The following is a 21,114-nucleotide window of genomic DNA, read 5'->3' on the forward strand; positions in this document are numbered from 1 at the left end:
CGCTGGCTGCTGCGCTGGATCGCGTTTTTGCGTGCCTGGATGCGGGCGATGGAATGGCCATCCTTTAGCCACGTGCCGCTGTCACAGACGGCACGGGGCGCTTGAAGGGGATTTTTCAGGGACAACTAACGAACAATTCAGCGAGCCGTGTCTTGCCCACGCGCGTTGTACCCAATACCAGCGAATGCCCGACGCGTTCGCCCAGCGGCAGGCTGACGTCCACTTCCTCCGGTTCGATGCCATGCAGTCGCGAGAGGCCACCCACGGGCGGCAGCGGCCGCACCGGATTGAAAGACACATCCCAGCCCGTGACCCTCGGCAGGCGCGAAAGCGGAAACGGCGCGAACTCCAATCTTTCTTCCAGCCGCCTTGCCAGCCGATATGCAGGAGTCGGTTCAACGTAGCGGCGGAACTCCGGCCGGTACGTCTGCATCAGCCGATGAGTGTGTTTCTGCTCCCACAGAAAGCCCTTGCCGATGAAGAGCCGCTGCTGGCTGACCGGCACGTCCTTGCTCGTCATCACATAGCGCGGCAGGCGGCGGATGTTGCGCCGGTAGCGCAGGATGATGCGGGCATCGCGGTATCGAATCGCGCCGTAGGCACTGAATGCCAGCGCGCTGCCGACGCCCATGCCCGGACTCAGCGCAAGCGACCACGGGGCCACCAAGGACAGAAACGCGGCGCCTGCACACGCTGCGACGGTGTATAGCTCCACTGCTGGGCGAAGTAGAACTTCAACCGGCTGTTTGCCCGACATGGCTTCATTGCTCGATGCTGGTGGCGGTGATCAGCGCCGGGTAGTGCCGCAGGCCCAAGCGCTCTGCTAGGTCGTCGCCTGCCACGGGGGCCATTTGCACGCCGGGAGCTAATGCGCGTAGCCGCGCCAATGCCTGCACGGTCTCGACATTGACCACCAGGCCGACCGCGCCGCGCTCGTGCAACGAGGCCGCATTGCGCCGCAGCCAGTCTTGGGAGGCCTTGTCGTCGCCGACGACCACGAAAGGCCGAAGGCCAGGGGCCTCGATCACTCGCCGCGCGACGGTGCCGGGCGTGAGCTTGGTGCTGCGCACCGGCAGCATCGCGGCCTCGTCTGCGGGGGGGGCGGGAACCTGGGGCGTCGGGATCTGCGGCCGGGCAGGGGAGTTGACACGCGGTTGGAGGTTCAGGGCTTCGTAGTACGGTAGCGCGGACGTGCCGCCACGGTCTTCGACCACGATCAGCGACTCGCCGGCACGCGAGGTCAGCGGCAGACCCGCCAACAGCACGAGCAGGCCCTTCGCCGCGAGATGGGCCAGATGGGATTTCGTCATGGGGAGGTCTCCTGCCGCGCGGCGAGGACTGCGGCGGTTGGGCGCGTGCCCTGCACGCGCGCGAGGTGGCGGGACACGCTGCGCCGATAGCGGGCTGCGGGCTCGCCACCGGCGGGGCGGTGGTAGCGGCCAATCGCCACCAGCCAGTTTTCGCCGGGGGTGTGCTGCTCTTGCAGGATCTCGGCGGCGATGGCGAGATTGCGGTACGGGTCGAGCAAGTCGCACGCGCTGGCGTAGCGCTGCTGGTGGTAGCCGAGGTTAATCTGGCCTAGGCCAGCGTCGATGCGCGTGTGCGGCGTGGAGCGCATGGCTTGCTGCAAACCGGCGCAGGCGTCGGCGCGGGTCGCATAGCGGCGCGATTGGCCGGCGATGTTGAGGGACCACGGCCATGGGACGACGCGCCCGTGGCGCCGGATGCCGCTCTCCTGCAAGGCCACGGCGTAGAGCACCGGCGAAGGAATGCCGGCGCTCTGCGCGGCAAGCTGGTAGGCCGGCGGCGGGATATCCTGGGCCTGGGCGGCGCAGGCGTACAGGCCCGCAGCTAGCACCACTGCACGCAGGTGCGGCGCGGCTACGGCTGACGCTGCCATTGACCGTTCACCTCGCGCACGGCGGCCGGCAGATCACCGATCAGGCCCAGTGACAGCCAGCGGCCGCCGTCGTGGTTGAGCGTGATGCTGCCGCTGCGCACTCGTGCCGGATCGATCTGCGCGCGCTTGGCCCAGTCGCGGATACGCGCGTCGTCCTGGCGGCTGCCGACCATGTACAGATCGAACTCGGTGCCCGAAGTTTGCAGGCGTTGCACGAGCTGCCCGCATGCGGCGCAGCCGTCCTTAATGAATACCGCCATGCGGCCGCTGCTGCGCACGGCGGCGCCTGGTTTGTCATCGGGCAGGTTCACGCGCTGCATGCCAGGGTTCAGCCTCTGCCAGGCTTCGTCGTAGGCGCGTTGGTACACCAGCAGCTTCTCCACGCGACGCGCTTCGACCTGCACCTGCAACTCCCCGTAGCGCCGCCGCTCTTCGTCGGTGCGGGCCTCGATTCCCAAGGCCGATAGCGGGTCCAGGTTCGGTGAGTAGATGCCGAGTGGTCCCTCCATCAGCTCGCGGTAGCGCGCCCATTCCTGCGGTTGCAGGCCCCAGTCGCGCGCCACGCGGTCATCCAGGATGCGGCCTGCCAGGGGCCGATCCTGGTTGGGCATATTACGGGACTGAGCCGTGGCAGGCTGCTGGGCCGAAGCCGGCAGGTGCAGCACTGCCAGCAGCGATAGAATGAGAACGGGATAGTGTTTCATCGCATGGTCTCTGCGTCAGGGAATCGCTAGGCGGCGGGTCTGCTCGCCCGCCTGGAACACGGCGGTATTTCCTTCGATGCCCTGCAAGCGCCACGGACCGGCCGCGTCGCCGGGCAGCAGTACCTGCACCTGGTCGGCGGTGAAATTCCCCTCGGCCGGGGCGACGGATACGCTGCGCTGGCCGGCACGCAGTTCAGCTCCCACGATGCGGAATGGCAGCGGGGCCAGCTCAAACTTGGCGGCAGTGGGCTTGCTCTGTGAGCGCGGCTTCACAGGCGCAGCCGAACATGTCGTCGCCTGTCGTGTCTTGATCTGCTCGACCTCGGCGCGCAGCGCCTGAAGGTCGTCCATGGAGGCAAGACCGAACAGTGTCTGCTCGATATGTGCGATGCGGGCGTCCAGGGCCTGGCGGGTGTCTTGCAGTCCTGCCGCCGTTGCGGCTGCCGGCCGCTGCTGCAAGGCTTGGGTGGTTTCGGTGAGCCCGGCGACCTGCGCTTGGAGGCGCTGCAGGCCGGAATCGACCTGCTTGAGGTCGGTCAGGTCGCTCATCGCTTGATAGTTCACGGCAGTGAAGACGCTCAGGCTGATCAGCCAAAGCCAGAGCAGGCTTTGCACGACTACGGCGGCAGTCGCTCGCCGGGAAGGCTGCCAGGCGTTTTTCATGATTGGCCTCCCGCGAGGGGAAACGTCTGCATCGCGTCGGCGGAAGGCGGTTCGGGCATCGGCGCGGTAGCGTCGCCGTGGATCTGCTCGAAGCAGACTTGGCGCGTGCGGTCATCCACATGCAGCTCCCAGGACGGGCCGGCCAGAGTGAGCAGCGCATTGCGCAAGGTCATGGGGCCCAGATTCAGGTGCGCCACCGGCAGCGGCAGCGCGTATAGCTCGATCACGGCGTGCGCCGTCTCGCAGAGCTGGTAGCCGCTGCGCTTGAGCACGTGCCGGAGTCCGTCGCCGACCGTGGCGCGTGCATCTGCGGGCATGGAGACATCGACGGTCTGCAGCAGCAGGTCGCGCTGCGCCGCCATCGGGGCCAGTTCCACCAGGGTGTAGCGTCCATAGCGCACGACCGGAATGAACGGCGGCGCCTCGGGTTCCGGTGCGGGCGAGGCTTCCTCGATGGCATCGGGCGCGTGCGGCGCCGCGGTCGTCGCGGTCGTCGCGCAGCCGCCAGCCAGCACCGAACAGAGCAGGCCGAGGATTCCCGCCAGCAGGCGGCGTTCGGGATGATGAAACCAGAGTGGAGAAGGGCACATAGCTCGGCGTCCTGAAACATCGAGCCCTCACCATCACCGCTAACGACGTGTGCAACAGCAAACAATGCGAATCACGCCGCGTCTGATTTGCCGGCAACGGTTCAAAAAAAAACGGCCCCGAAGGGCCGTAAGTGGAGATAGTCAGGCGGCGACAAGCTGTCGGGCCAATGCGACCTCGACAGAATCACCGTCCTGGTTCAGGACATCCAGCCCCGATTCGGGCACGTCGCCCGAGGTGGACTGCGATACCATGATCTTCTTGGCCATTAACTCCAAGCAGGTCATCTGCGAGGAGCCGGCGTAACCGAGATAGATCACTCGCACGGGTTCTTTCTGCCCGATGCGCCAGGAGCGGCGTGCCGCTTGCTGGAGCGAGTACACGTTGTAGCCCGACTGCATGAACACGATCGTCGGGAAGTCCAACAGGTCCAATCCCGTCTTGACGAGTTCGGGGTTGGTGATGAGCACATCGATGCCGCGGTCCAACTGCTCGGCGATCCAGTCTTCACGGCGGCTGGCATCTACGCTCGCGCGCAGCACCGCCACCTTGAAGCCTTCCTGCTCCAGCAGCACCTTCAGGCGTGACGTGGTGTCGCGCTTGCCGGTATAGACCGTGTAGGTCAGGACCTTGCGCCCCTGCGCCTTCTCCTGCTTGCAGATGTCGATCAGCTCACGCTCCTTGGGGCTGATCTCGAACTCGTGGAACTGAGCCGGGACGAACGCCAAGGTGTCGCGCGTGCGCGGATGTAACACGGTCTCCGACCGGAAGCAGCAATCCGGCCAGGCCAGCAGTACGTTGAGGACCACCCCCAACAAAGTCGCATCGCGTCGCGCCAGAGCCTGCTTCAGCTCTGCGGTCAGCCGACCCGCCAGGTCGCGGTAGGCCGCGACTTGTGCCGTGTCCATCGCGACTTCACGGAACTCCTCGTCATACGGAGGCAGGACGTTGCCACCGATGTCCTTGAGCTTGAGGAAGACCGTGAACGGCAGGATGCAGCGCAGCACGCCCTTGGGGCCGAAACCTGGGGCCTTGACCGTTCTGACACTGACTTTCGAGCCTTTCGCGGTCTTGTGCGCCGTACCTGTGCTTTCCGAATAAATATCCTTGAGGACTCCGTGGTCCCTCATGAACGCCATCGCGGCCGAGGCCATGCTGCCGCTCGTGGACGGGCGGTAACCGTCTTCGATCATCCGCCCAGGCAGGGCGCGGAACAGCAGGTAGAACAGGTCGTCGCCGTAGCCGCCCATCAAGGTGCCGGTGAGGAGCAGCGTCTTGCGCGACTTCGCCGCCAGCACGCCCATGGCCTGGCCCTGGGCACTGCCGCCGTTCTTGTACTCGTGCGCTTCATCCGCGATGAGCAGGTCGAACGTGCCTTGCGGCAGGTAGCGTTTGATGAACTCGGACGGTTGGTAGCCACCTTCGCCAAACCCGAACTCCATATTCGCCATCGCCCGTTCCATGCGGGTGGCTTGGCGGTCGGAAAACACCAGCTCACCGTTGCCGTCCATGAGGTTGATGAACTCATGCACGTTGTCTCCCAACATCGAGGCGAGGAAGCCATCACCGAAGCGTTTCATGAGCTTCTGCGCGGTGACTTCCCCGATCGTGGGAATCCGTTTCAAGGCTTTGAGGACGGCCGAAGACTGGTCGCTACCGGACAGGCTTCTCGGGCGGGTCAGCGTCCACAGGGGGGCGGCGCAATGGCTGCACTTCCTGCGGTACTCCTCGGCGTCGAGTTCGATCGGATTGACCGGCTCGCCGTCGAGGTCTGTGATGACATGGCCGCAGTCCGGGCAGGCTGCCACGTCGCCGTGGCGGGTGCGCCGCCGGGTGAAGACGGACCGCCAGTGGAAGCCCATCCGCATCCGCACACGCCCAAGGACGAAGAACTCCTGGCCCGTGGGCTGCACACCCAACTGCTCGCGCAGTTTGATGAGTTTGACCAGCGTGTCGGGGCCGTTGAGTACCCAGACCCTGGCGCCGGCCACTGTCTCCTGGATCTCGCGCCGCCACTTGTAAACCAAATGCGGTGGCGAAAGAACCAGGGTGCGGCGGTAGCCCTCGGCGTTGAGAACGGCGGCCGTGGCGATGCCGACGGTCGTCTTGCCGCAACCCATCTCGCCGTTGACGATCGCGGCGCGTTCGCCACGGTCGATCAGCAACTCGGCGGCGGCATGGACGACTTCCGCCTGGGCCTCAAACAGTTTGCGCTTGAGGCTGGCGACGATGAGCTGACGGCGCGTTTGCGGCTGACCCGTATAGACCGGCGGGTTGGCGCGATTGAGGGAGTCGAGCAGTTCGTCGCCGAACTCACCAACGAAATCCTGAAGGCTCAGGGTCAAAGGGGAAGATTCCGCGTCGAGCAGTTCGCTCTGCACGGGCGTGGCTTGTGCAGCAGTAGATTCAAGATCGAGGGACATGGTGATGCTCCACAAAAAAATGGGGCATGCACCACCCCCAGCGGGGCAATGGCATGCCCCGGGTGGGAAGATCAATCTCAATCGGCACACGGCCGACTGTGGATGGAAAACGCAGGCGCTGGCGGCCTGCGGGGGAAACGTGCTCAGTCCTAGGACGGCAGCACAATGAGGGTGAAATGGCGTTTCTCATCGGTGACGATGCGAATGCTCAGATCAGGGCTGACCAAGTAGCGCGATTCCAGCAATGCACCCGATTGCAGTGCGATGCCGTTGGCGTGCCATTGCTCCTCGGTAACATCACCCCAGTCGCCACGGACGTGGCGACGAAAGTACGGAAGCGGATCCAGGCAGCCCGCGCGAACCAAGCGGTCAATGTCTACGCTGAGGACGAGTGCGCCGGGGGTAAACAGCAGCTCCCGGCAGTACGTTTCGATTCGATGTGATGCCATGGGCTCCTCCTTGAAAAAACTTTGAGCCACGCCCCCCCTGGCGGAGTGAAGTGGCTCCGTCAGGTGGACGGGATGACGATGGACTGCCTTCAGATCATGTCGCGCTCTTCGGAAAGTTGGACCACCGTGGTCTGGTGGTCTTCGCTGGTCTTGACGATCAGCACCAGTTCCGGCGTGATCCGGTAGGAGGAGATCATCAGGTTGTCCTGTTGGAGTGCGACATCGTTGGCTTGGCCGGTCGCCTCGTCGATCTCTCCCCAATCGCCGCGCACATGGCGCTGCACATAAGCCAAGGGATCGATGAGGCCTCTGCGGGCCAGCCAATGCACCTTCTCGCTCAACTGCAAGGAGGCCGGTGCGAACAACGGTTGCTTTTGCGGCGCACGCCGCTGGAACAGACGTGAGAGCATGGTGTTTCTCCTTTGATGAAGTGCAGCGGGACGTCAGGCGTCCTGGGATTAGCGAATGGTCAACACCTCGCCCAGTGTCGGGGAGCCAGGCGTCATATCCCATGCGCGGATGACGGGGACGAACTTGTCGGTGAGGATCCGGGTTTCGGCGATGGAGCCGTCGTCGCGTTCGGTGAATTCCCTCTGGAGCGTCTTGTCCTTGTGGGTGTCACCTTTGACGACGAGCAGGCGCCCTGTCTTGGAACGCACCACGCCGGATATCGCGCCCGCGGCCAGGGCCAGAGCGAGATGCCAGTGGGAAAGAGCACGCGCCGGTGGACGCAGCAACTGCTGCGCGGCCCCGAGGTGCGTGTCCAGCGACGGCCAGAGGCCTTGGAGCCGACCAACCTCATCGGCGAACTGCTCCGGCTCCATCGTCACGCGGAAAAAATGCTCCGGCTCGGCCGGACTGGCGGGGACGATGTAAGGCAGAAACGGCCATTCGCTTGGCAGCTCCTCGGCTTCGACTTCGCCAAGCCCAACCTGCAGCAGCAGATTACGCATGGCCTTGACGCCATCCGGCGCCTGCTCGCGCTGGCGCATCCTGCGGCCGAAGATCACCACCTGCTTGAACTGCGTCTCCACTGCTCGGTAGATCCGAAGGTCCGTGTAGTGACGCGTCAGCCAGCCGACCAGCTCCGCGTCGAGCACATAGCTCGGAACGATGAAGACCAGCACACCGCCGTACTGCACCAGCGACAAGGTTCGCTGATAGAACAGCTTTTCGAGACGGGCGCGGCCCTGGCCCTGGTAACCGATGTTGCCGTTGACGTCCTTGGACAGGTCGCCATATGGAGGGTTGAGCCAGAGCAGCCCGAAGGACTGCTTGGAAATCATCGTGTCCATTAGGTCCGCGTGCAGGCAGTGATCGACCAGGCCGCGGGCATGGTGCGCCCGCTCCGCGTCGAACTCGACAGCGAATGCCTTGGCCTGCTCGCGCCCGAGAGCATGGGCGGCTTCGGCGATCGCCACGCCTTCGCCTGCGCAGGGATCGAGGATGCACATCGGACCATCGCTGGGCATCAGTGCGTTGAGGGCTCTTTCGAGCGTGGGTTCATCCGTGGGGAAGTACCCGGTTTTAACGAAATTGCGGGCTAGCCGCGGGAACATGAGGGCCATGGAAATCTCCTGGTTGGCGGGGATGAATGACGGAACCACGCCAAGGCGTGCTCCACGGGTGGGTCAAGCCGCTACCGCTTCCGGCGTAGAAATCTTGGACGGATGGGCATAGGCGGTGAGCACATCACTGCGGATCAGGGAGCCCAGCGCCAGAGTCAGCGTCGGCACGTCGATGGCGAGCCGATGGCCTTCCAGTGGCCCGAGGTCGAACGGAAGGCGGGCCAGCATCTCGCGGGTTTGCAGCAGTTCCAGCACGGTCTCGCGCCAGTGATCGAGCAGCGGCAACGGGCAGGTGTCCCGCACTAGCATCCACAGGCGGTCGAGCCGGTGGGCGCTGTCGCGTGGCAGCAATGCCAGCGCGCTGGCGTTGGCTTTGTCGGGCTTGACGCAGCGCCGGTCGAACAGCCACAAGTTGGAGAGAGAGCCGAACCGCGTTCGCCGATAGGCGCGCGTGACGCGCTTTTCCAGGCGATCGACGTTGCCGATGAACATCGGGACGCTGCCGCCCTGGTCAGTGATGACGTGGAACTGGTCTAGTCCCTGCTCATCGCGCCCGAGGGTCAGGCGAGCGAGGAACTGCTGGACGGCGGTGTCTCGCGCCCAGATCGACAGGAAGATCAGGTTGCCTTGGTCATCGCCGACGCAAGCGTCGGCCATCACGTCCGGGCATTCGTCAATGCGGTACAGCGTGGTGGAAGAAGTATTTACAAACATGGTGGTGTCCTCGGATGAACGGGAACAGCACCGCCCGTGGGGCAGGTACTGCCCCACGGGGTGGAAGAAAGTCGCTCAGTCCGGCTCGAACTGCCGAGTGTGCGGCTATGAAACTCAGTGCTAGTTCTCAGTACGAATCGCAACCGGCCGGGCAGTAACCCAGTTCGATGCCATGCGAGCAGTAGCCGTTTTCAGCATTCCAGTCCTGGGCTTCCTGCCGAGCGGCAGGTGTTGCGTAGTCCCATTTCTGAGCAATCTGCAAGGCCTGTGCGCGCTGTGATTCGGGCAATCGACCAACTTGCGTGTCGATTGCCGAACTGAAGCGTTCAACGTAGTAGTCGTGAGACAGACCGCAACCTTTCATGGCTTGTGCGGCTGCCGTCTCGCAGAGAGCCCGCCACGCGGATTCATCCAGCGCGCAACGGGTTGTATCGCAAGTGATAGTGGACATGAGACCTCCAGGAAAAAAACCGGGAGCCTCCCCGCATGGGGAAGTAACCCCCGACGGGTGGATGAAGGACACCACGGATGCGGTGCTTGTGATCACGCAGGTTGCAGCTCGGCCTGTCGGCTCCACTCTTGCGTCTTGAAGTCCAGCGCGAAACCCAGCTCGCCAAGGCGTGCGATCTGCGCGCGCAGGGCGCGGCGGTCGATGGTCGAATCAAGCTTCACAGATTCGCCCAGCGGCCACAGCCCGCCGAAAAGCGTGGCGTCCGGATCTTCCGTGCTGCCGGGGGCGGCAGACGTATCGAGCGGCTGCGCATCCACACCGAACGGCGTGGTATCGACCAGCGGGTCTGCCGATGCCTGCACGGGGGCAGGTTTGGCGGGCCGGGATGCTCTGGCCGGGGTTGCCACCGGCTGCGCGCCCAGTTCCTCATCGAGGGGATCGACGTCATGGGTGGCGAAGCTGCGTGCTTCGTCACAGCTCAGTTTGTCGATGCCGTTGAGCGTCATTCCGTCGAGGCTGGCGCGGATCTCAAATCGCATGCCGCCGCCGACCGGGTAGGACTTCGGGAAAATGTACCTGATGACGAACTCCCCGTCGTATTTGCCTTCGGGGTACTGCTCTAGTTCAGGGTCCTTGACCTCGAACACACCAAGGTGTGTGGAGAGGCGACCGACCGGGAACGGGCCGTTTTTACCGCGGATGATGCGCAGTGTGAGCTGGCCTGGGACGACGATGGGCGATACCGATCTATCGGGCACCGATGTGACTGCCATGATGGCTCTCCTTTGAGAAACTAGGAAAAAGCGGCAAGGCCCCGTGAGGGGCCAAGCCGGATCAGAACGAAGCAACCAATGCAGGCTCCTGCTCCTCGACTGCACCTTCGGACTCGCGCTCGGCGGACTCGATAGGCTGGTCGGAAACGGTGTCGGCGGCCGTGTCGATGACGTTGTCGGCTTTGGGCGCGGATGCGTCCTCCGCCGGCGGCGCCTTGGCTTGCGTCTGGCTCGTCGGATAGACCTGGGTGCCGTCGATCTTGATCAGACCGATGTGAACCAACGTCGATTCAAGGCTCGCGGCAGGTTCCCCAGCGTGCTCGCCCTTGGTGCGGATGTACGGATCGATCTTCATGTCGTTGAGACGGAAGGCGATCAGCACCTTGCGATCCCCTTCGATGGCCTGCACGCATCGGCGAACCAGATGCTCGGCTTCAGGGGTGGAGACGATCGTGTCGAAGTACCGATACTCCGGTTCATCGACAGGTCCGGCCAGCGCGGCGATGGAGCACGACAGGAACGGATCGCCATCCTTGGGGGTGACGTCCTTCGGACGGTTGAGGTAGCCGATGCCGCGGGTGATCAGCTCGTGCTGTTTGATCGAAGCCAATTCGTCCCGTTCAATCAGCTCGGCCTTGAGCAGTCGCGCCTTGAGGGACGCTGCGGCCTTGCCCTGGTGCTCGCCCTTGTCGCGGATGTACGCATCGCCCCATAGGTCGCCGAGGCGGAAGCGCACCAGCGGGCGCTGCTTGGGATCGTCAACGCCGATGTAGCGCTGAACGAGCTTCTTGGCCTCGGCACCCGAGACCTTGACATCGAAGTAGCGGTAGCTTGGGTCCCTGGCGGGGCCGACCAGCGCGGCGATGGTGCATGCCAGGAAAGGCTGCGCACGGCGGCCGCCCCTGACGGGTACTTCACGAGCACGTTGCAGATAGCCGATGCCCGAGGTGTGCAGATCGAAATACGATTTCTCGTTGGACGTGGTGCTCATGGTGATCTCCATTGGGAAAAGCGGAGGCACACCAAGCCACGCAAGCGGGGAAGGGTGCGTAACCCCGCGATGGGTTGATAAGGCGAAAGCATCCGCCACCGAACAGGCCGGTGGTCGCTCGCAGATGGATGCGGTGCGAGCTGGCTCGGTCACGCAGTGGGAACTGCGCCGCAACCTCGAAGACCGATGGTTGCCTGGCATGTTGCTGACAACGTCAGCAGGCATGGGGGCAGCATGGCCGAGCCTCATGTGTGGAGCAGCAATGAATCGGTAACCGAGCGCCTCCCTTTGTCCACGGCGACCAACGTCTGCCACATCAGTTACAGCGGTAGAGATGACATAATCAGAAAAATATTAATAAAATTGGCGGCTCCAACTGTGGATCGCAACACCAACGGTTGTGAAGTGGTGCAGGCGACCAGACCTGAACGACTTCACCGCCAAGTGGAGTTGCCCATGTCATCCCGCCGCCTGGATCTGGCAGAACGATACCGTCTGCATGCGTTATATGAAATTTGTATGTCGATGCGGGCCATCGCCGGCGCAGTGGCGCGTGCGCCCAGCACGATCAGCCGCGAACTGCGCCGCAACCAGCATGCTTCGCTGATCATCGGCTCATTGCTGCCTGCTTGCAGAGCGATTTCTATTTTGCAGATCCGTACTCCGCATAGCAGCGAGGAAGCAACGAAAATGCCAACGGGTTGACCCGCCAGTACTTGCCACGACAGACCGATTTCAGCACCATCACCAATGCGCACCTGCGGTCGATTGAGCAGCGGCTCTACAATCGTCCGCGCAAGATGCTCGGATTCAAAACGCCCCTCGAATAGTTGGAACGTGGTGTGGTCCCGCATCGTTGGGGAATTTTCTAAAGTTGTGGTCAGTTACATTTTCGGTAAAGTGATGCGGCGTGAGCCTTATTCTTGAGTACTCATGGCTACTATGCAGATGCTCAAGCGCAACACCCACGTTCGAGCGGAACAGTTGGTACAGACGCTTCACCGCACCCTCGGACCGCTCCGTCCTCTTCTACAAACCGACTAGAAGCTACCCGCCATGCCGAGAACCGCGCATCGCCTAATCGCGTTGCCAAAATGAATAACCGCTTGTCTTAACCTACAGAGGAAGCTCGTTTTGCATACAGCCATCAAAATCGTTGCCATCAGCAGCCTTGCCCTTACGCTTGCCGCGTGCGGCAGCGCCAAAGACGCTAACAAGAGCAACTTCAGCAAGGCCATCCAGGCGTACCTGGACACTCAGAAGGGCCTGTGCGCTGCGATTCCTGCAAAGGGCTTGCCGTTCACCCTGGCGAACCAAGATATGCTGGGCGGCCAGAACAAGAAGCGCGCCGATGCGCTGGTCGATGCGGGGCTGCTGACTAAGCGAGACACCGAAGTCAAAGCCATGTTCGGCAACAAGATGGAGCCGGCCACCGAATACCAAATTACTGATACCGGCAAGAAATTTCTCGTCGCCAACGGTGCAAACACGCTGGCTGCACAAGATGCCTTCTGCACCGGCAAGTACACCGTCGTGGAAGTGGACAACTTCACCGAACCCAGCGACATGATGGGCGTAAAGCTGTCGCAGGTGAACTACCGCTACAAGGTGGACGGTGCAGATGACTGGGCCAAATCGGAAGTCATGCGTGCCAATTATAAGAATTTTGCGGAGCAGACTCAGGGAGATGTACAGGCCAAGGCGGCAGTCATCCTGACCAACGATGGGTGGATGCACGAACGCCTGTTCAAGCGTGGATAAATAGCTCTGAATCCATTCAGAAAAGAAAGGCCCTTACTCAATGAGTGAAGGGCCTTTTTTCTTCTGGAATACTGCATTAATGCCTGGGCCGGTCCGGATATTCGCTCACTCGGGACATTGCCGACCGCTCGATCGCAAATCTGACTCAGCAAGCCGCGCTATGCGGAAGGCACTACCTCCAGCGACAGATGCGTGGCGGTGGCGGACAGTATCAGATCGTCTGCGGAGTGCAGCATGCGATTGAATACGCCATCCTTCGGATCGAAGTACTCCGCGAAGTCGTCGCCGCCTAGTTCGTCGCGCGCCAGTTCCCACCAGTTGTCAAACGGATCGGTGTCCGGGTTGCAGCCGACGGCATAGGCCAGCAGCTTCACGCGTCCACCCGGGCGACGCTCCCCGTGCTCGGCAAGGAAGTACACGCCTTGGTCCTTGACTAGGATGACGCGGCATTGGTTGGCGATCGCCTCCGTCAACACGGGGCGCAGGTCGGAGCCTTTGAATCGCAGTGACATGGTTGAAATCTCCTGTGTCGGATAGATAAAAGGCCCTCCACCCGAATGGATGGAGAGCCTGTGGGGCACATGGACAGAAGGGCTGTAACGCCGTGACGGCGGCTCGGATCAGCCGAAGAACCGTCTGGCTTCGGTGCGGGGCGTCATGCCGGCAGCGCCTGGCGTGGTCGAGCCGCCTTCGCTTTGATGACACTCACGTCGATCAGGCGCCAACGCCCGTCGTCGATGAGTTGCTCTAGCACTTCGCCGAGCATGTCGAAATGCACTTCGTCATGCCGATCGACCAATTCGCCGTCTCGGTGCAGCTCCACCACGTAGGTATCCCCCGCGCGGTCGTACAGCACCTTCACCTGACCCTCGAACTTCGCGGTCGAGACCGTGAAGGTGATCGCCGGAGGCGTCTCGATGATCTTGGACGGCTTCGGATCGACCCAGGAGAAATCGCGAGCGCCCGCATCGACCAGCATATGGGTAATGCGTCGGAAGCCATCGGGCGCCGGCATTTCCTCCAGTTGCTCGATGAGCTGGCCCAGCTCCATGCACTGCGGCGTGGGGATGGGAAGCTTGGCCTGCGCGGATCCAAGAAGGTGCGTCTTGACGGTGTAGGGGACGCCGTCCGACGTCATCTCGGTGCGTACTTCCGGAGTGTCCGCGCGCAGTCCGTCGAAACGGCGCCGCGCGTAGGGTTGGACATGCACATTGGCGCCTTCGGTGGGAACGACGGTCACCAGTTTGGGATCGAGCACAGCGAACTCGCTGGGCTTGAGCTTGACGACGATGGTGTCGTCCGTCACCACGACCACGCGCCCATCGAAGGGTAGGGGATCGATGGCGAAGCCCAATGTCGAAGACTGCGGCTGATCATCGAACACGCGGTACTTGAACGACCGCACGTTGCGAGGGACATGGCCTGCGACAAGCGAAGGCATCATGGATTTGACGAGGGAACGGTCCATGGGAAATCTCCTTGAGGAACAAACAAGGGATTCCCCGCCCGCAAGGGAGAGGTCCCTTGTGGGTGGCGTTGATGGACGCGGACGCGTCCTTGGAATGAAACGACCTGTGCGGTTTCTTGCACTTGCAGCCTTGAAGGTCTCGGCTGCCTGGGCATGTGTCGGCAACGCCGACGAACATGGGGAAAGGATGGCCCTGGAGTGGGCTACCTGCTCGCAGGAAACGGCACGTTGCCGCACCCATATTCCTGCGCGACGGCCAGAAAAAAGCCCCTCGAAAGGGGCTGGTGGTGGGCAAGCCTAGTACATGAAGTAGTGTTCGCGTTGACGCGGGAAGAACACGTGCTTCCACGTGTCGCCGCTTGTGTTGCCACCGTCGAACACGACCATTTCGTAGTCATCAATGTCGGCGTCCACTAGGTCGGCGCTGGCGATTTGGCGCATGTGCAGCGTGCCGCTCATGCGCGCGAACACCAGGATCTGGCCGATGGAGTCGTGCTGGTTCATGGCGTTGACGCAGGCTCCAAGCTGGTGCTCGAAGTCGGATGCGGTCGCTCACGGGCGTGTTCGTCTCGACCGTCTTCCTTAGTGCCGGCGGGCGCGTAGCGCTCTGGGCATGTTGCTGACCGAGTTCAGCGGAACATGGCGGCAGCGTCGCACCAGCCCACTCCGGCGGCCATGGGAAATCTGTACTGGCTCATCGCCCCATTGTGTCTGGGGTATTCGCTTCAGTTGTAATCCGGATAGTCCCGGCGCACCCGCTCTTCCACCGCCATAGCGAGCGGATGCGGCGGGCACTCGGGCAGCTTGCTCAGGATGGTCCAGGGCGTGTCGATCAGCAGATGGCCGGTATCGAAGTGGGGCAGGCCGTCGCGCTGGCGCAGGGCCTGCACGGCGAGCAGTTCGGCGGGGTAGACGCGATCAATGTCCTTCTCGAACTCGTAGGTGTTGCGCTCGGTGCCATCCTTGCTGCGAGCGATGTGCCAGTCGGCCGCGGCCTGCATCGCGGATTGGAACGCCGCTGCGTCGGTGCTGCGCCAGTGGTCGAGCACAGCCTGATACTCGGGGATCAGCGAATGCACCGGCCGGTAGTGGGTAGGGATGCCGAAGGCCTGAGCGAACAGGAAAATCAGGAAAGCGTCGTTGGTGCCTTTGCCCCAGCCCTCGCGGCGCCATTCGTCAGGCTTCAGGGCCTGGTCCTTGTGCGCGACCTGGATCAGGAAGCGGACACCAGCCTCGGTGGCCTCCCATTGCGAAAGCATTGCGGTGGCCGCGACCTTCATGCTGGTCCAGAACGGTAGCAGCGGTTGCCGCTCAGTGGTCCAGGCCAGGGTCACGGCGGCCTCGAAGCGAAATGCGATTGAGCGCATCGCCACCGCCCAGCGCAGCGGCTGGGCGAGTTCGTCCAGGCGGCCTTGGCCGCTGAGGGCGCAGGCTTGGACCGCATACACATGGCCAGCCCAAGCTAGTTCCATCCAAAGTTTGCCCGACACAGGGCCGGAGGCCGCAAGATAGTTCTCTATGTTGTCGAAATATCGCTGTGGTTCATTGTCCCGGCTGGCGCGCTCGATCCAGCGATCACACCGCTTGAAGGTCTTCTTCAACGAAGGATGCCACGTGGGCAGGTGTTGGTCGCTCTTGTCGTTTGCCATCAACTCATCCTCGGGCCGCGCTGAGCTAGGTTCTGTTGCTCCGTTTCCTGGGCCAGCGCTTGTTGCTGGTTGAGCTGCTGGACCTGAGCGAAGCTCTCGGCGGCCGGACGCTGCGCGGCTTGCTCGGCCTCCACACGGACGTGGAAATGCGGGGCTTTGTCGCCGTGCGGCGAACTGACCGCGAAGATGCATGGCGTATCGGCGCTGCCGCCGATGCGCACCGAATCCAGGGTCTTACACAGCGGATCGGCCTTGTATTCCTTCAGCAGGCTCGCGGCAATATTGTGGCTTTCCGCAACGTTCCAACGGCCGTCGCCCTGCACCGTGCGCAGTATCGTGTCAAATGCGGCGTGGTCTGGGTGGTCGGCATCGCCAGGAGTCAGCATCGTCTGTTTCGGCGCTGCGGGCTTGACCCATGGATCTATCTTGCGTTCGATCTGCAAGTGCGGCGCGTCCGGGCTCCGGCTCAGATTGAGCCGCACCCACGTGGCGTTGATGTTCTCGGCCTCCGGGCCGATTTCCCTGCTGATATCCTGAGCGATCGACTTCAGCCCAGGTATCGTGTTCTTCGGATCCCAGTGACCCTGGGCGTCAATCGCCCGCTCAAGCCGCTTGGCTACGAATTGTTCCGGATCCCCGTGTTGCGCCGGCGCCATCCCCTTTGCCGAGGTCTTGATCTCGAAGAATTCTAGTTCGCCGCCGGGGTTGCGGCCGACTAAGTCGATGCCGTGGCCGGAGCGGTTTTTGATCGCGACGATGTCGCTATAGCCTTGCTTTACCAGTTCGTGGGTCTGGATGGCTTCGCCGATGTCGCCGAGCTGGCGCGTGGTGAGCCGGGTCAGGTCCACGCCCTGCGTGCTGTGGTCTAGCGCAGTCGGGAAGTCGATCCTGCCATCGAAGACATCCGGGTTGCGCTTGAGGATGGCGGTGAGTTCGCGCGGTGCCAGTTCGCCGCTGCGTAGCAGGCCTTCGACATTATCAGTGGCGCGGGCGGCGCGGACCAAGTCGTCCAGGTGGCCGTCCTGGCGCGCCTGGCCGACCAGCCCGCGCAGCAATTGCTGCGCGCCTTCGCCCGCCGCACCGCCGCGCTGCGCGGCCTGGTCGACTTCTTCCAGCGCTTCGGCGTAGGCGCCGGCGCGGCCGGGCAATGCCGCGCCCCGCTCGGGTGCGAGTTCGCCCGCGTCGCGCGCGCCGGTGCCGACGCGCTCGGCACGGGCGGCATCGGCCAGACCCTCGCTGGCTTCGCCGGCTGCGCGCGGGGCGATGTCCTCCATGATTCGCGCGGCCTTGCCGAGCTTGCCCAGTTTGCTGGCCGGGACCAACGTGGCCAGCATCTCCACCCCAGCCGCGCCGGCTGCGCTGCCGACATATTCGTGCTCGCGGCCTTCGCGTTGCGCCTGCGCCAGCCCCTGCTGCCACTGCTGCAGCGCCTGGGTGGCGGCGCTGCGGGCCTGGTCGATCGGCTTGTGCGGGTCGGCGACGACCTCGGCCGCATAAATACGGACCATGCCGACCACCACATCGCGATAGTTCGGGTCGGTGACCAAGCGCGTGCCCATGCGCACCAGGTCGACGGTATCGCCGAGCGTGGACACGGCATGTCCCGCCCCGCCAGTGACGAAGCCATAGCCTTGCTGCACATTGCCGACCAGATTGTTGCCGGCCTGCGCTTCGGCTCGCAGGCCGGGCAACACGCCAGGAGCGGCCGCCGTGTCGCGGGTGCTGCGTTGCGCGGCGGCCAAGCCGTCACTGACCTGGGTATCGGCCCAGCGCACTGCGGTGCGGGTACTGTCATAGGCCTGGCCGCCGACCTCGGCCGCCTGCTCGCCCAGCCGTTCGAGCCATCCGTCGCTGAGGTTGGCCTGGTCCAGCGCGTCGGCGAAACGCTGCCGTTCCTGCGGCGTATCCAGGCGCTGGTCGATGGCGGAAAAGAGCGTGGTGCGGTCGAAGGCGGTAAAACCCGGCGAGGCCGGCAGGGCGCGCACCAGTGCGGCCGCATCTACGCTACCCAGACCTTGATGCTGCAGGATTAGGAGCTGCGCTTCGTAGGCCAGCGGATCGACGCGGCCCTGCGCGTCGGTCGCAGCCAACAGGGCAGCGATTTCGGTGGTGCTGGCCATGTGGCTGTCTCCAAGCGTGTGAGCTTTGCTCCTTCGGCCACGGTTTTAGCGCGGCGGGGCCAGCCCTGCAAGTTCCACTGTAGCGTCTGACCCAAGCAGCAGATCAAGACGGTCAATATCCTGCTAATAGCCCAAGGCTAGTGGCGCTGGGTGATGGGGACAAAATATGAGGAACAGGGCCTTGCGGGCGCATGTTCCTCATTGGGGGGACGAGAAAGTAGTGGTATGCCGGAAAGATGCTCACCAGCCGCTGTAGTTCACCAGCAGATCGGCGATGACCTTGCGGCGTTCCAGGTCGAGACCGTCGAAATCCGACAGCCCGTGGAAGTGGCAGCGCTTGAGCATGGCACCGCCATCGCGCGCGTTGTAGAAGCTGACCATGGCGGACAGGAACATGCGTTCCCCGCTGCTCAGGACGCCGAGGGCGTCGTTGATCCGCAGCACGTTGGGACGCAAATCCCATTTGCTCTTGGCCTGGTTCAGGCCTTCAGGGGTGCCCTCGCCGAACCACTCGGCGCCAGCGATCTCGACGCCACGCTTCCACGCCTCGAAGAAGGCTTGGGGCGCATCAGCGAAATGCTGCACTTCCTGCATGATCTGACCGACGATTTCCAGAGGCAGATGTGGGTTCATGATGTGGCTCCTCTAGTTGGATCAGGGATTGGCCAGCTGGGACCAGCCGCCACTTTCGAGGACACGTTGAGCCGCGGCGTAGCTGCGGAAGTACTCGCGAGATTCCCGCGAAACGGGTCCCTCGCTATTGCGTGTGCCGATGTAGTGGCCTGCGGCGCTCTGCAGGACTTCGAGCGGCAGTAACTTGCCGCAATAGATCAAAGCCAATTGGCTGAAAGAGGCTTGCTGGGACATGGATAGGCTCCTAGGAAAAGCGGGGCCCTGTCCCTAACGGGATGGAAGCTCCCGCTAGCGGTTAAAAAAAGCACCGGCATCACGAGGACGCGCGTCCGCAGACTCGATGCGATGGCGGACTGGCGGGTAGCGCGGAGAAACTCCGCGGCAGCCTGGAAACCCTGGCTGCTGGCATGGTGCTGACGGATCAGCGACACATGCGGGCAGCTTGATGTGCGAGGCGAGCCACGTCAGCCGAGAATCGGAACCCGGCACAGCCCCGATTGGCGAAAGTGGAAAAAAAGAAAGCCCCGCAACACGTGCGGGGCTGTCAGGACGGTGCGTGATGCTGGATCGCCGGAGGGATGCGGATGCAGATACGAACTGGCGGGTGGCATGGGTGCAACCCACGGCAGCCTCGACATCCTGGCGGCTGCCGACATGTCGGCAATACAGGAACGAGAATGGCGCGGCCCGTTGGCGGCGTCGTGCATCAATCCGAAGCGATCGATCCCATCTTGTGCAAGCACTGCACCAGCCGCTGGCCTAGCCAGGCGACGCACGGCTAGGCCATGGAGTTGCCGATTGCCTTGTAGCGCGGCGCGTCCGCAGCCGGCTTACCGCGATACGGAACCAGCGTGTAGTCGTCGGGCATGCCTTGCAGACGTTCGCATTCCACGGGCATCAACCGCCGTACCCGCCACTGCGACCAGTCCCTTGGAATGGGGTCATTCCAGTCATAGCGGAAATGCGCCTCGTGGTCAGGCGCCAGCACATGCCCATTGGCCCCGCTGCCCAGTTCAGCAGCCAGACCGTTCTGACGATCATGCAGGGCAACGCAGGCGATCATTGGCACGCCATACCCCGGCTTGCCGTTGGACAGCACGGTGCAAGCCACCTGTCCGTGGCCCGACTCGAAGCGCACCTCGCAGCGGTGGTTCTGCGCGAAGGCGATAGCAGGCACGACACCTGCGTTCGCATGGCTGCTGCGATGCCCGCCTGCACGCAGCGTCGGCGTCAGATCCATCGTGGCATCCGCGCCGCTGCCCTGGGCGGTGAAAGCGATGATCGGCACACCTTTGCCCGTACCGTCCTCGCTGCTGCCCTTGCCGCCGTTGGCGGTGTCGAGGGTGTGGGTGATGCTGCCGGCGACCGACTGCACCATGAACGTCTCCGTGCGGATGTCATGCTTGGGGCCAGCCGCCATTAGGCATGCGGCCACATCGACAGGGCCGATGCCTCCACTGAATCCGAACGTCGTCTTGACCTCACCGTAGGACGGTTTCAGTCCTGCGTAGCCGCCTGATGCTTCAGCGCTTGGTCCAGCAGCACGGGCAGCTTCTTGCCACGGCGCGCTGCCCGCAGAAGAATCCCCGCGCAGGCCCGTGCGCTCAAAAAGTACTTCGGCGGGATCGAAACCATCTCCACCACTTGCCACAAGAAACACACGCTTGCGGCGTTGGGCGACGCCGAAATATTGAGCGTCGAGCACGCGCCAGGCGATGCGGCGCCTGGGGCCAGACACGTAACCTGCGTGCGCCCATTTTTCCCCTGGCGGTTGGAGCGCACGGCTTTCTCCGGCCAATGCGCCCAGGAAATTCCCGAGGGCGTTGCTGCGGTCGCTGAGGACGCCCGGGACGTTTTCCCAGACAAGGGTGGCCGGCGAGCGGTCATTTTGGTGACGGGCTTGGTCGATGGCATTGGCTAACTCCACATAGGCAAGGGTCAAGGCTCCGCGTGGGTCATCCAGTCCCCGGCGCGCGCCGGCCACGCTGAACGACTGGCATGGCGTGCCGCCGACCAGGATGTCGGGGGCCGGCACGGTGCCGGCGTGAACCTGGCGGGCGATCATGGTCATGTCGCCCAGGTTGGGCACGTGCGGGTAGTGGTGGGCGAGCACGGCGCTCGGGAACGGTTCGATCTCGGCGAACCACGCGGCCTCAATGCCGAGCGGTTGCCACGCGAGGCTCACGGCCTCGATGCCGCTGCACACGCTGCCGTAAAGCAGCGGCGCGCAAGGTTGAGGGTGCATATCAGCTCTCCTGT

At 63.4% G+C, this 21,114-nt stretch carries 22 protein-coding genes and 2 pseudogenes; 2 read left to right on the plus strand and 22 right to left on the minus strand.

From position 1 onward, the window contains the following. Positions 1-124: 124 nt before the first annotated feature. From NX05_RS01800 to NX05_RS01860, 14 genes and pseudogenes are all read right to left on the minus strand, one after another. Positions 125-757, minus strand: a pseudogene (locus tag NX05_RS01800) (type IV conjugative transfer system coupling protein TraD); the annotation flags it as partial. Between the two features lie 4 nt (positions 758-761). Then, positions 762-1,310 carry an integrating conjugative element protein gene (locus tag NX05_RS01805; RefSeq protein ID WP_039431395.1) on the minus strand — a complete coding sequence of 183 codons (549 nt, stop codon included), beginning with the start codon at positions 1,308-1,310 and terminating at the stop codon, positions 762-764. Continuing rightward, on the minus strand, positions 1,307-1,900 hold the full coding sequence (locus NX05_RS01810; RefSeq protein ID WP_039431394.1) for a transglycosylase SLT domain-containing protein: 594 nt from the start codon (positions 1,898-1,900) through the stop codon (positions 1,307-1,309). The genes NX05_RS01805 and NX05_RS01810 overlap by 4 nt, the downstream gene beginning before the upstream one ends. Further along, positions 1,882-2,604: a TIGR03759 family integrating conjugative element protein gene (locus NX05_RS01815; protein ID WP_039431392.1), complete on the minus strand. Its 723-nt coding sequence runs from the start codon at positions 2,602-2,604 to the stop codon at positions 1,882-1,884. Before NX05_RS01815 ends, NX05_RS01810 begins: the two co-directional genes overlap by 19 nt. A gap of 15 nt (positions 2,605-2,619) precedes the next feature. Next, on the minus strand, positions 2,620-3,267 hold the full coding sequence (locus NX05_RS01820; protein WP_039431390.1) for a membrane protein: 648 nt from the start codon (positions 3,265-3,267) through the stop codon (positions 2,620-2,622). Beyond that, positions 3,264-3,857 (minus strand): PFGI-1 class ICE element type IV pilus protein PilL2, encoded by a 594-nt coding sequence (gene pilL2, locus NX05_RS01825; RefSeq protein WP_039431389.1) that lies wholly within the window; start codon positions 3,855-3,857, stop codon positions 3,264-3,266. The genes NX05_RS01820 and pilL2 overlap by 4 nt, the downstream gene beginning before the upstream one ends. 141 nt (positions 3,858-3,998) lie before the next feature. Beyond that, a complete protein-coding gene (locus tag NX05_RS01830; RefSeq protein WP_039431387.1) occupies positions 3,999-6,278 on the minus strand; it encodes a helicase-related protein in 2,280 nt (759 codons plus the stop codon). A 149-nt stretch (positions 6,279-6,427) separates the two neighbouring features. Continuing rightward, complete coding sequence (locus NX05_RS01835; protein WP_015471965.1) at positions 6,428-6,727, minus strand: hypothetical protein; 300 nt, start codon at positions 6,725-6,727, stop codon at positions 6,428-6,430. Positions 6,728-6,816: 89 nt separating this feature from the next. Then, complete coding sequence (locus tag NX05_RS01840; protein ID WP_015471964.1) at positions 6,817-7,137, minus strand: hypothetical protein; 321 nt, start codon at positions 7,135-7,137, stop codon at positions 6,817-6,819. A 48-nt stretch (positions 7,138-7,185) separates the two neighbouring features. Continuing rightward, positions 7,186-8,319, minus strand: coding sequence for a DUF6094 domain-containing protein (locus NX05_RS01845; RefSeq protein ID WP_260824136.1), 1,134 nt, complete (start codon positions 8,317-8,319; stop codon positions 7,186-7,188). 39 nt (positions 8,320-8,358) lie between these two features. Continuing rightward, positions 8,359-9,009: a hypothetical protein gene (locus tag NX05_RS01850; protein WP_033836512.1), complete on the minus strand. Its 651-nt coding sequence runs from the start codon at positions 9,007-9,009 to the stop codon at positions 8,359-8,361. Positions 9,010-9,136: 127 nt separating this feature from the next. Next, positions 9,137-9,460, minus strand: coding sequence for a hypothetical protein (locus tag NX05_RS21485; protein WP_039431380.1), 324 nt, complete (start codon positions 9,458-9,460; stop codon positions 9,137-9,139). 92 nt (positions 9,461-9,552) lie between these two features. After that, on the minus strand, positions 9,553-10,233 hold the full coding sequence (locus NX05_RS01855) for a DUF3275 family protein (protein ID WP_039431377.1): 681 nt from the start codon (positions 10,231-10,233) through the stop codon (positions 9,553-9,555). Positions 10,234-10,294: 61 nt separating this feature from the next. Beyond that, positions 10,295-11,224, minus strand: a complete 930-nt coding sequence (locus NX05_RS01860) for a DUF3577 domain-containing protein (protein WP_039431401.1) — start codon at positions 11,222-11,224, stop codon at positions 10,295-10,297. 596 nt (positions 11,225-11,820) lie between these two features. Between NX05_RS01860 and NX05_RS24635 the strand changes: the two are divergent. Together NX05_RS24635 and NX05_RS24090 are read left to right on the plus strand one after the other, a co-directional pair. Beyond that, positions 11,821-12,054 (plus strand): annotated as a pseudogene (locus NX05_RS24635) (IS30 family transposase); the annotation flags it as partial. Between the two features lie 304 nt (positions 12,055-12,358). Then, the gene (locus NX05_RS24090) at positions 12,359-12,985 is read left to right on the plus strand and encodes a hypothetical protein (protein WP_033836508.1); all 627 of its coding nucleotides are present in this window, start codon (positions 12,359-12,361) and stop codon (positions 12,983-12,985) included. Between the two features lie 158 nt (positions 12,986-13,143). Here NX05_RS24090 and NX05_RS01875 read toward each other — a convergent pair whose 3' ends face one another. The 8 genes from NX05_RS01875 to NX05_RS01910 all read right to left on the minus strand — a co-directional run bounded on the left by NX05_RS01875 (position 13,144) and on the right by NX05_RS01910 (position 21,100). Then, positions 13,144-13,497 (minus strand): DUF3085 domain-containing protein, encoded by a 354-nt coding sequence (locus NX05_RS01875; protein ID WP_011269728.1) that lies wholly within the window; start codon positions 13,495-13,497, stop codon positions 13,144-13,146. 143 nt (positions 13,498-13,640) lie between these two features. Continuing rightward, entirely contained in the window at positions 13,641-14,453 is an 813-nt protein-coding gene (locus NX05_RS01880; RefSeq protein WP_024420136.1) for a hypothetical protein, read from the minus strand. Positions 14,454-14,750: 297 nt separating this feature from the next. Continuing rightward, positions 14,751-14,957, minus strand: coding sequence for a hypothetical protein (locus tag NX05_RS01885; protein ID WP_039431373.1), 207 nt, complete (start codon positions 14,955-14,957; stop codon positions 14,751-14,753). A 221-nt stretch (positions 14,958-15,178) separates the two neighbouring features. Beyond that, a complete protein-coding gene (locus tag NX05_RS01890) occupies positions 15,179-16,102 on the minus strand; it encodes a hypothetical protein (RefSeq protein ID WP_039431371.1) in 924 nt (307 codons plus the stop codon). Next, positions 16,102-18,222, minus strand: coding sequence for an XVIPCD domain-containing protein (locus NX05_RS01895; protein WP_039431369.1), 2,121 nt, complete (start codon positions 18,220-18,222; stop codon positions 16,102-16,104). Before NX05_RS01895 ends, NX05_RS01890 begins: the two co-directional genes overlap by 1 nt. Before the next feature lie 240 nt (positions 18,223-18,462). Then, positions 18,463-18,855, minus strand: a complete 393-nt coding sequence (locus NX05_RS01900; protein ID WP_011347483.1) for a hypothetical protein — start codon at positions 18,853-18,855, stop codon at positions 18,463-18,465. A 21-nt stretch (positions 18,856-18,876) separates the two neighbouring features. After that, positions 18,877-19,089 carry a hypothetical protein gene (locus tag NX05_RS01905; protein WP_015471956.1) on the minus strand — a complete coding sequence of 71 codons (213 nt, stop codon included), beginning with the start codon at positions 19,087-19,089 and terminating at the stop codon, positions 18,877-18,879. Positions 19,090-19,633: 544 nt separating this feature from the next. Beyond that, on the minus strand, positions 19,634-21,100 hold the full coding sequence (locus NX05_RS01910) for a DNA cytosine methyltransferase (RefSeq protein WP_425521327.1): 1,467 nt from the start codon (positions 21,098-21,100) through the stop codon (positions 19,634-19,636). Positions 21,101-21,114 lie beyond the last annotated feature (14 nt).

The sequence above is a fragment of the Xanthomonas vasicola genome (assembly GCF_000772705.2).
GTDB classification, from domain to species: domain Bacteria; phylum Pseudomonadota; class Gammaproteobacteria; order Xanthomonadales; family Xanthomonadaceae; genus Xanthomonas; species Xanthomonas vasicola.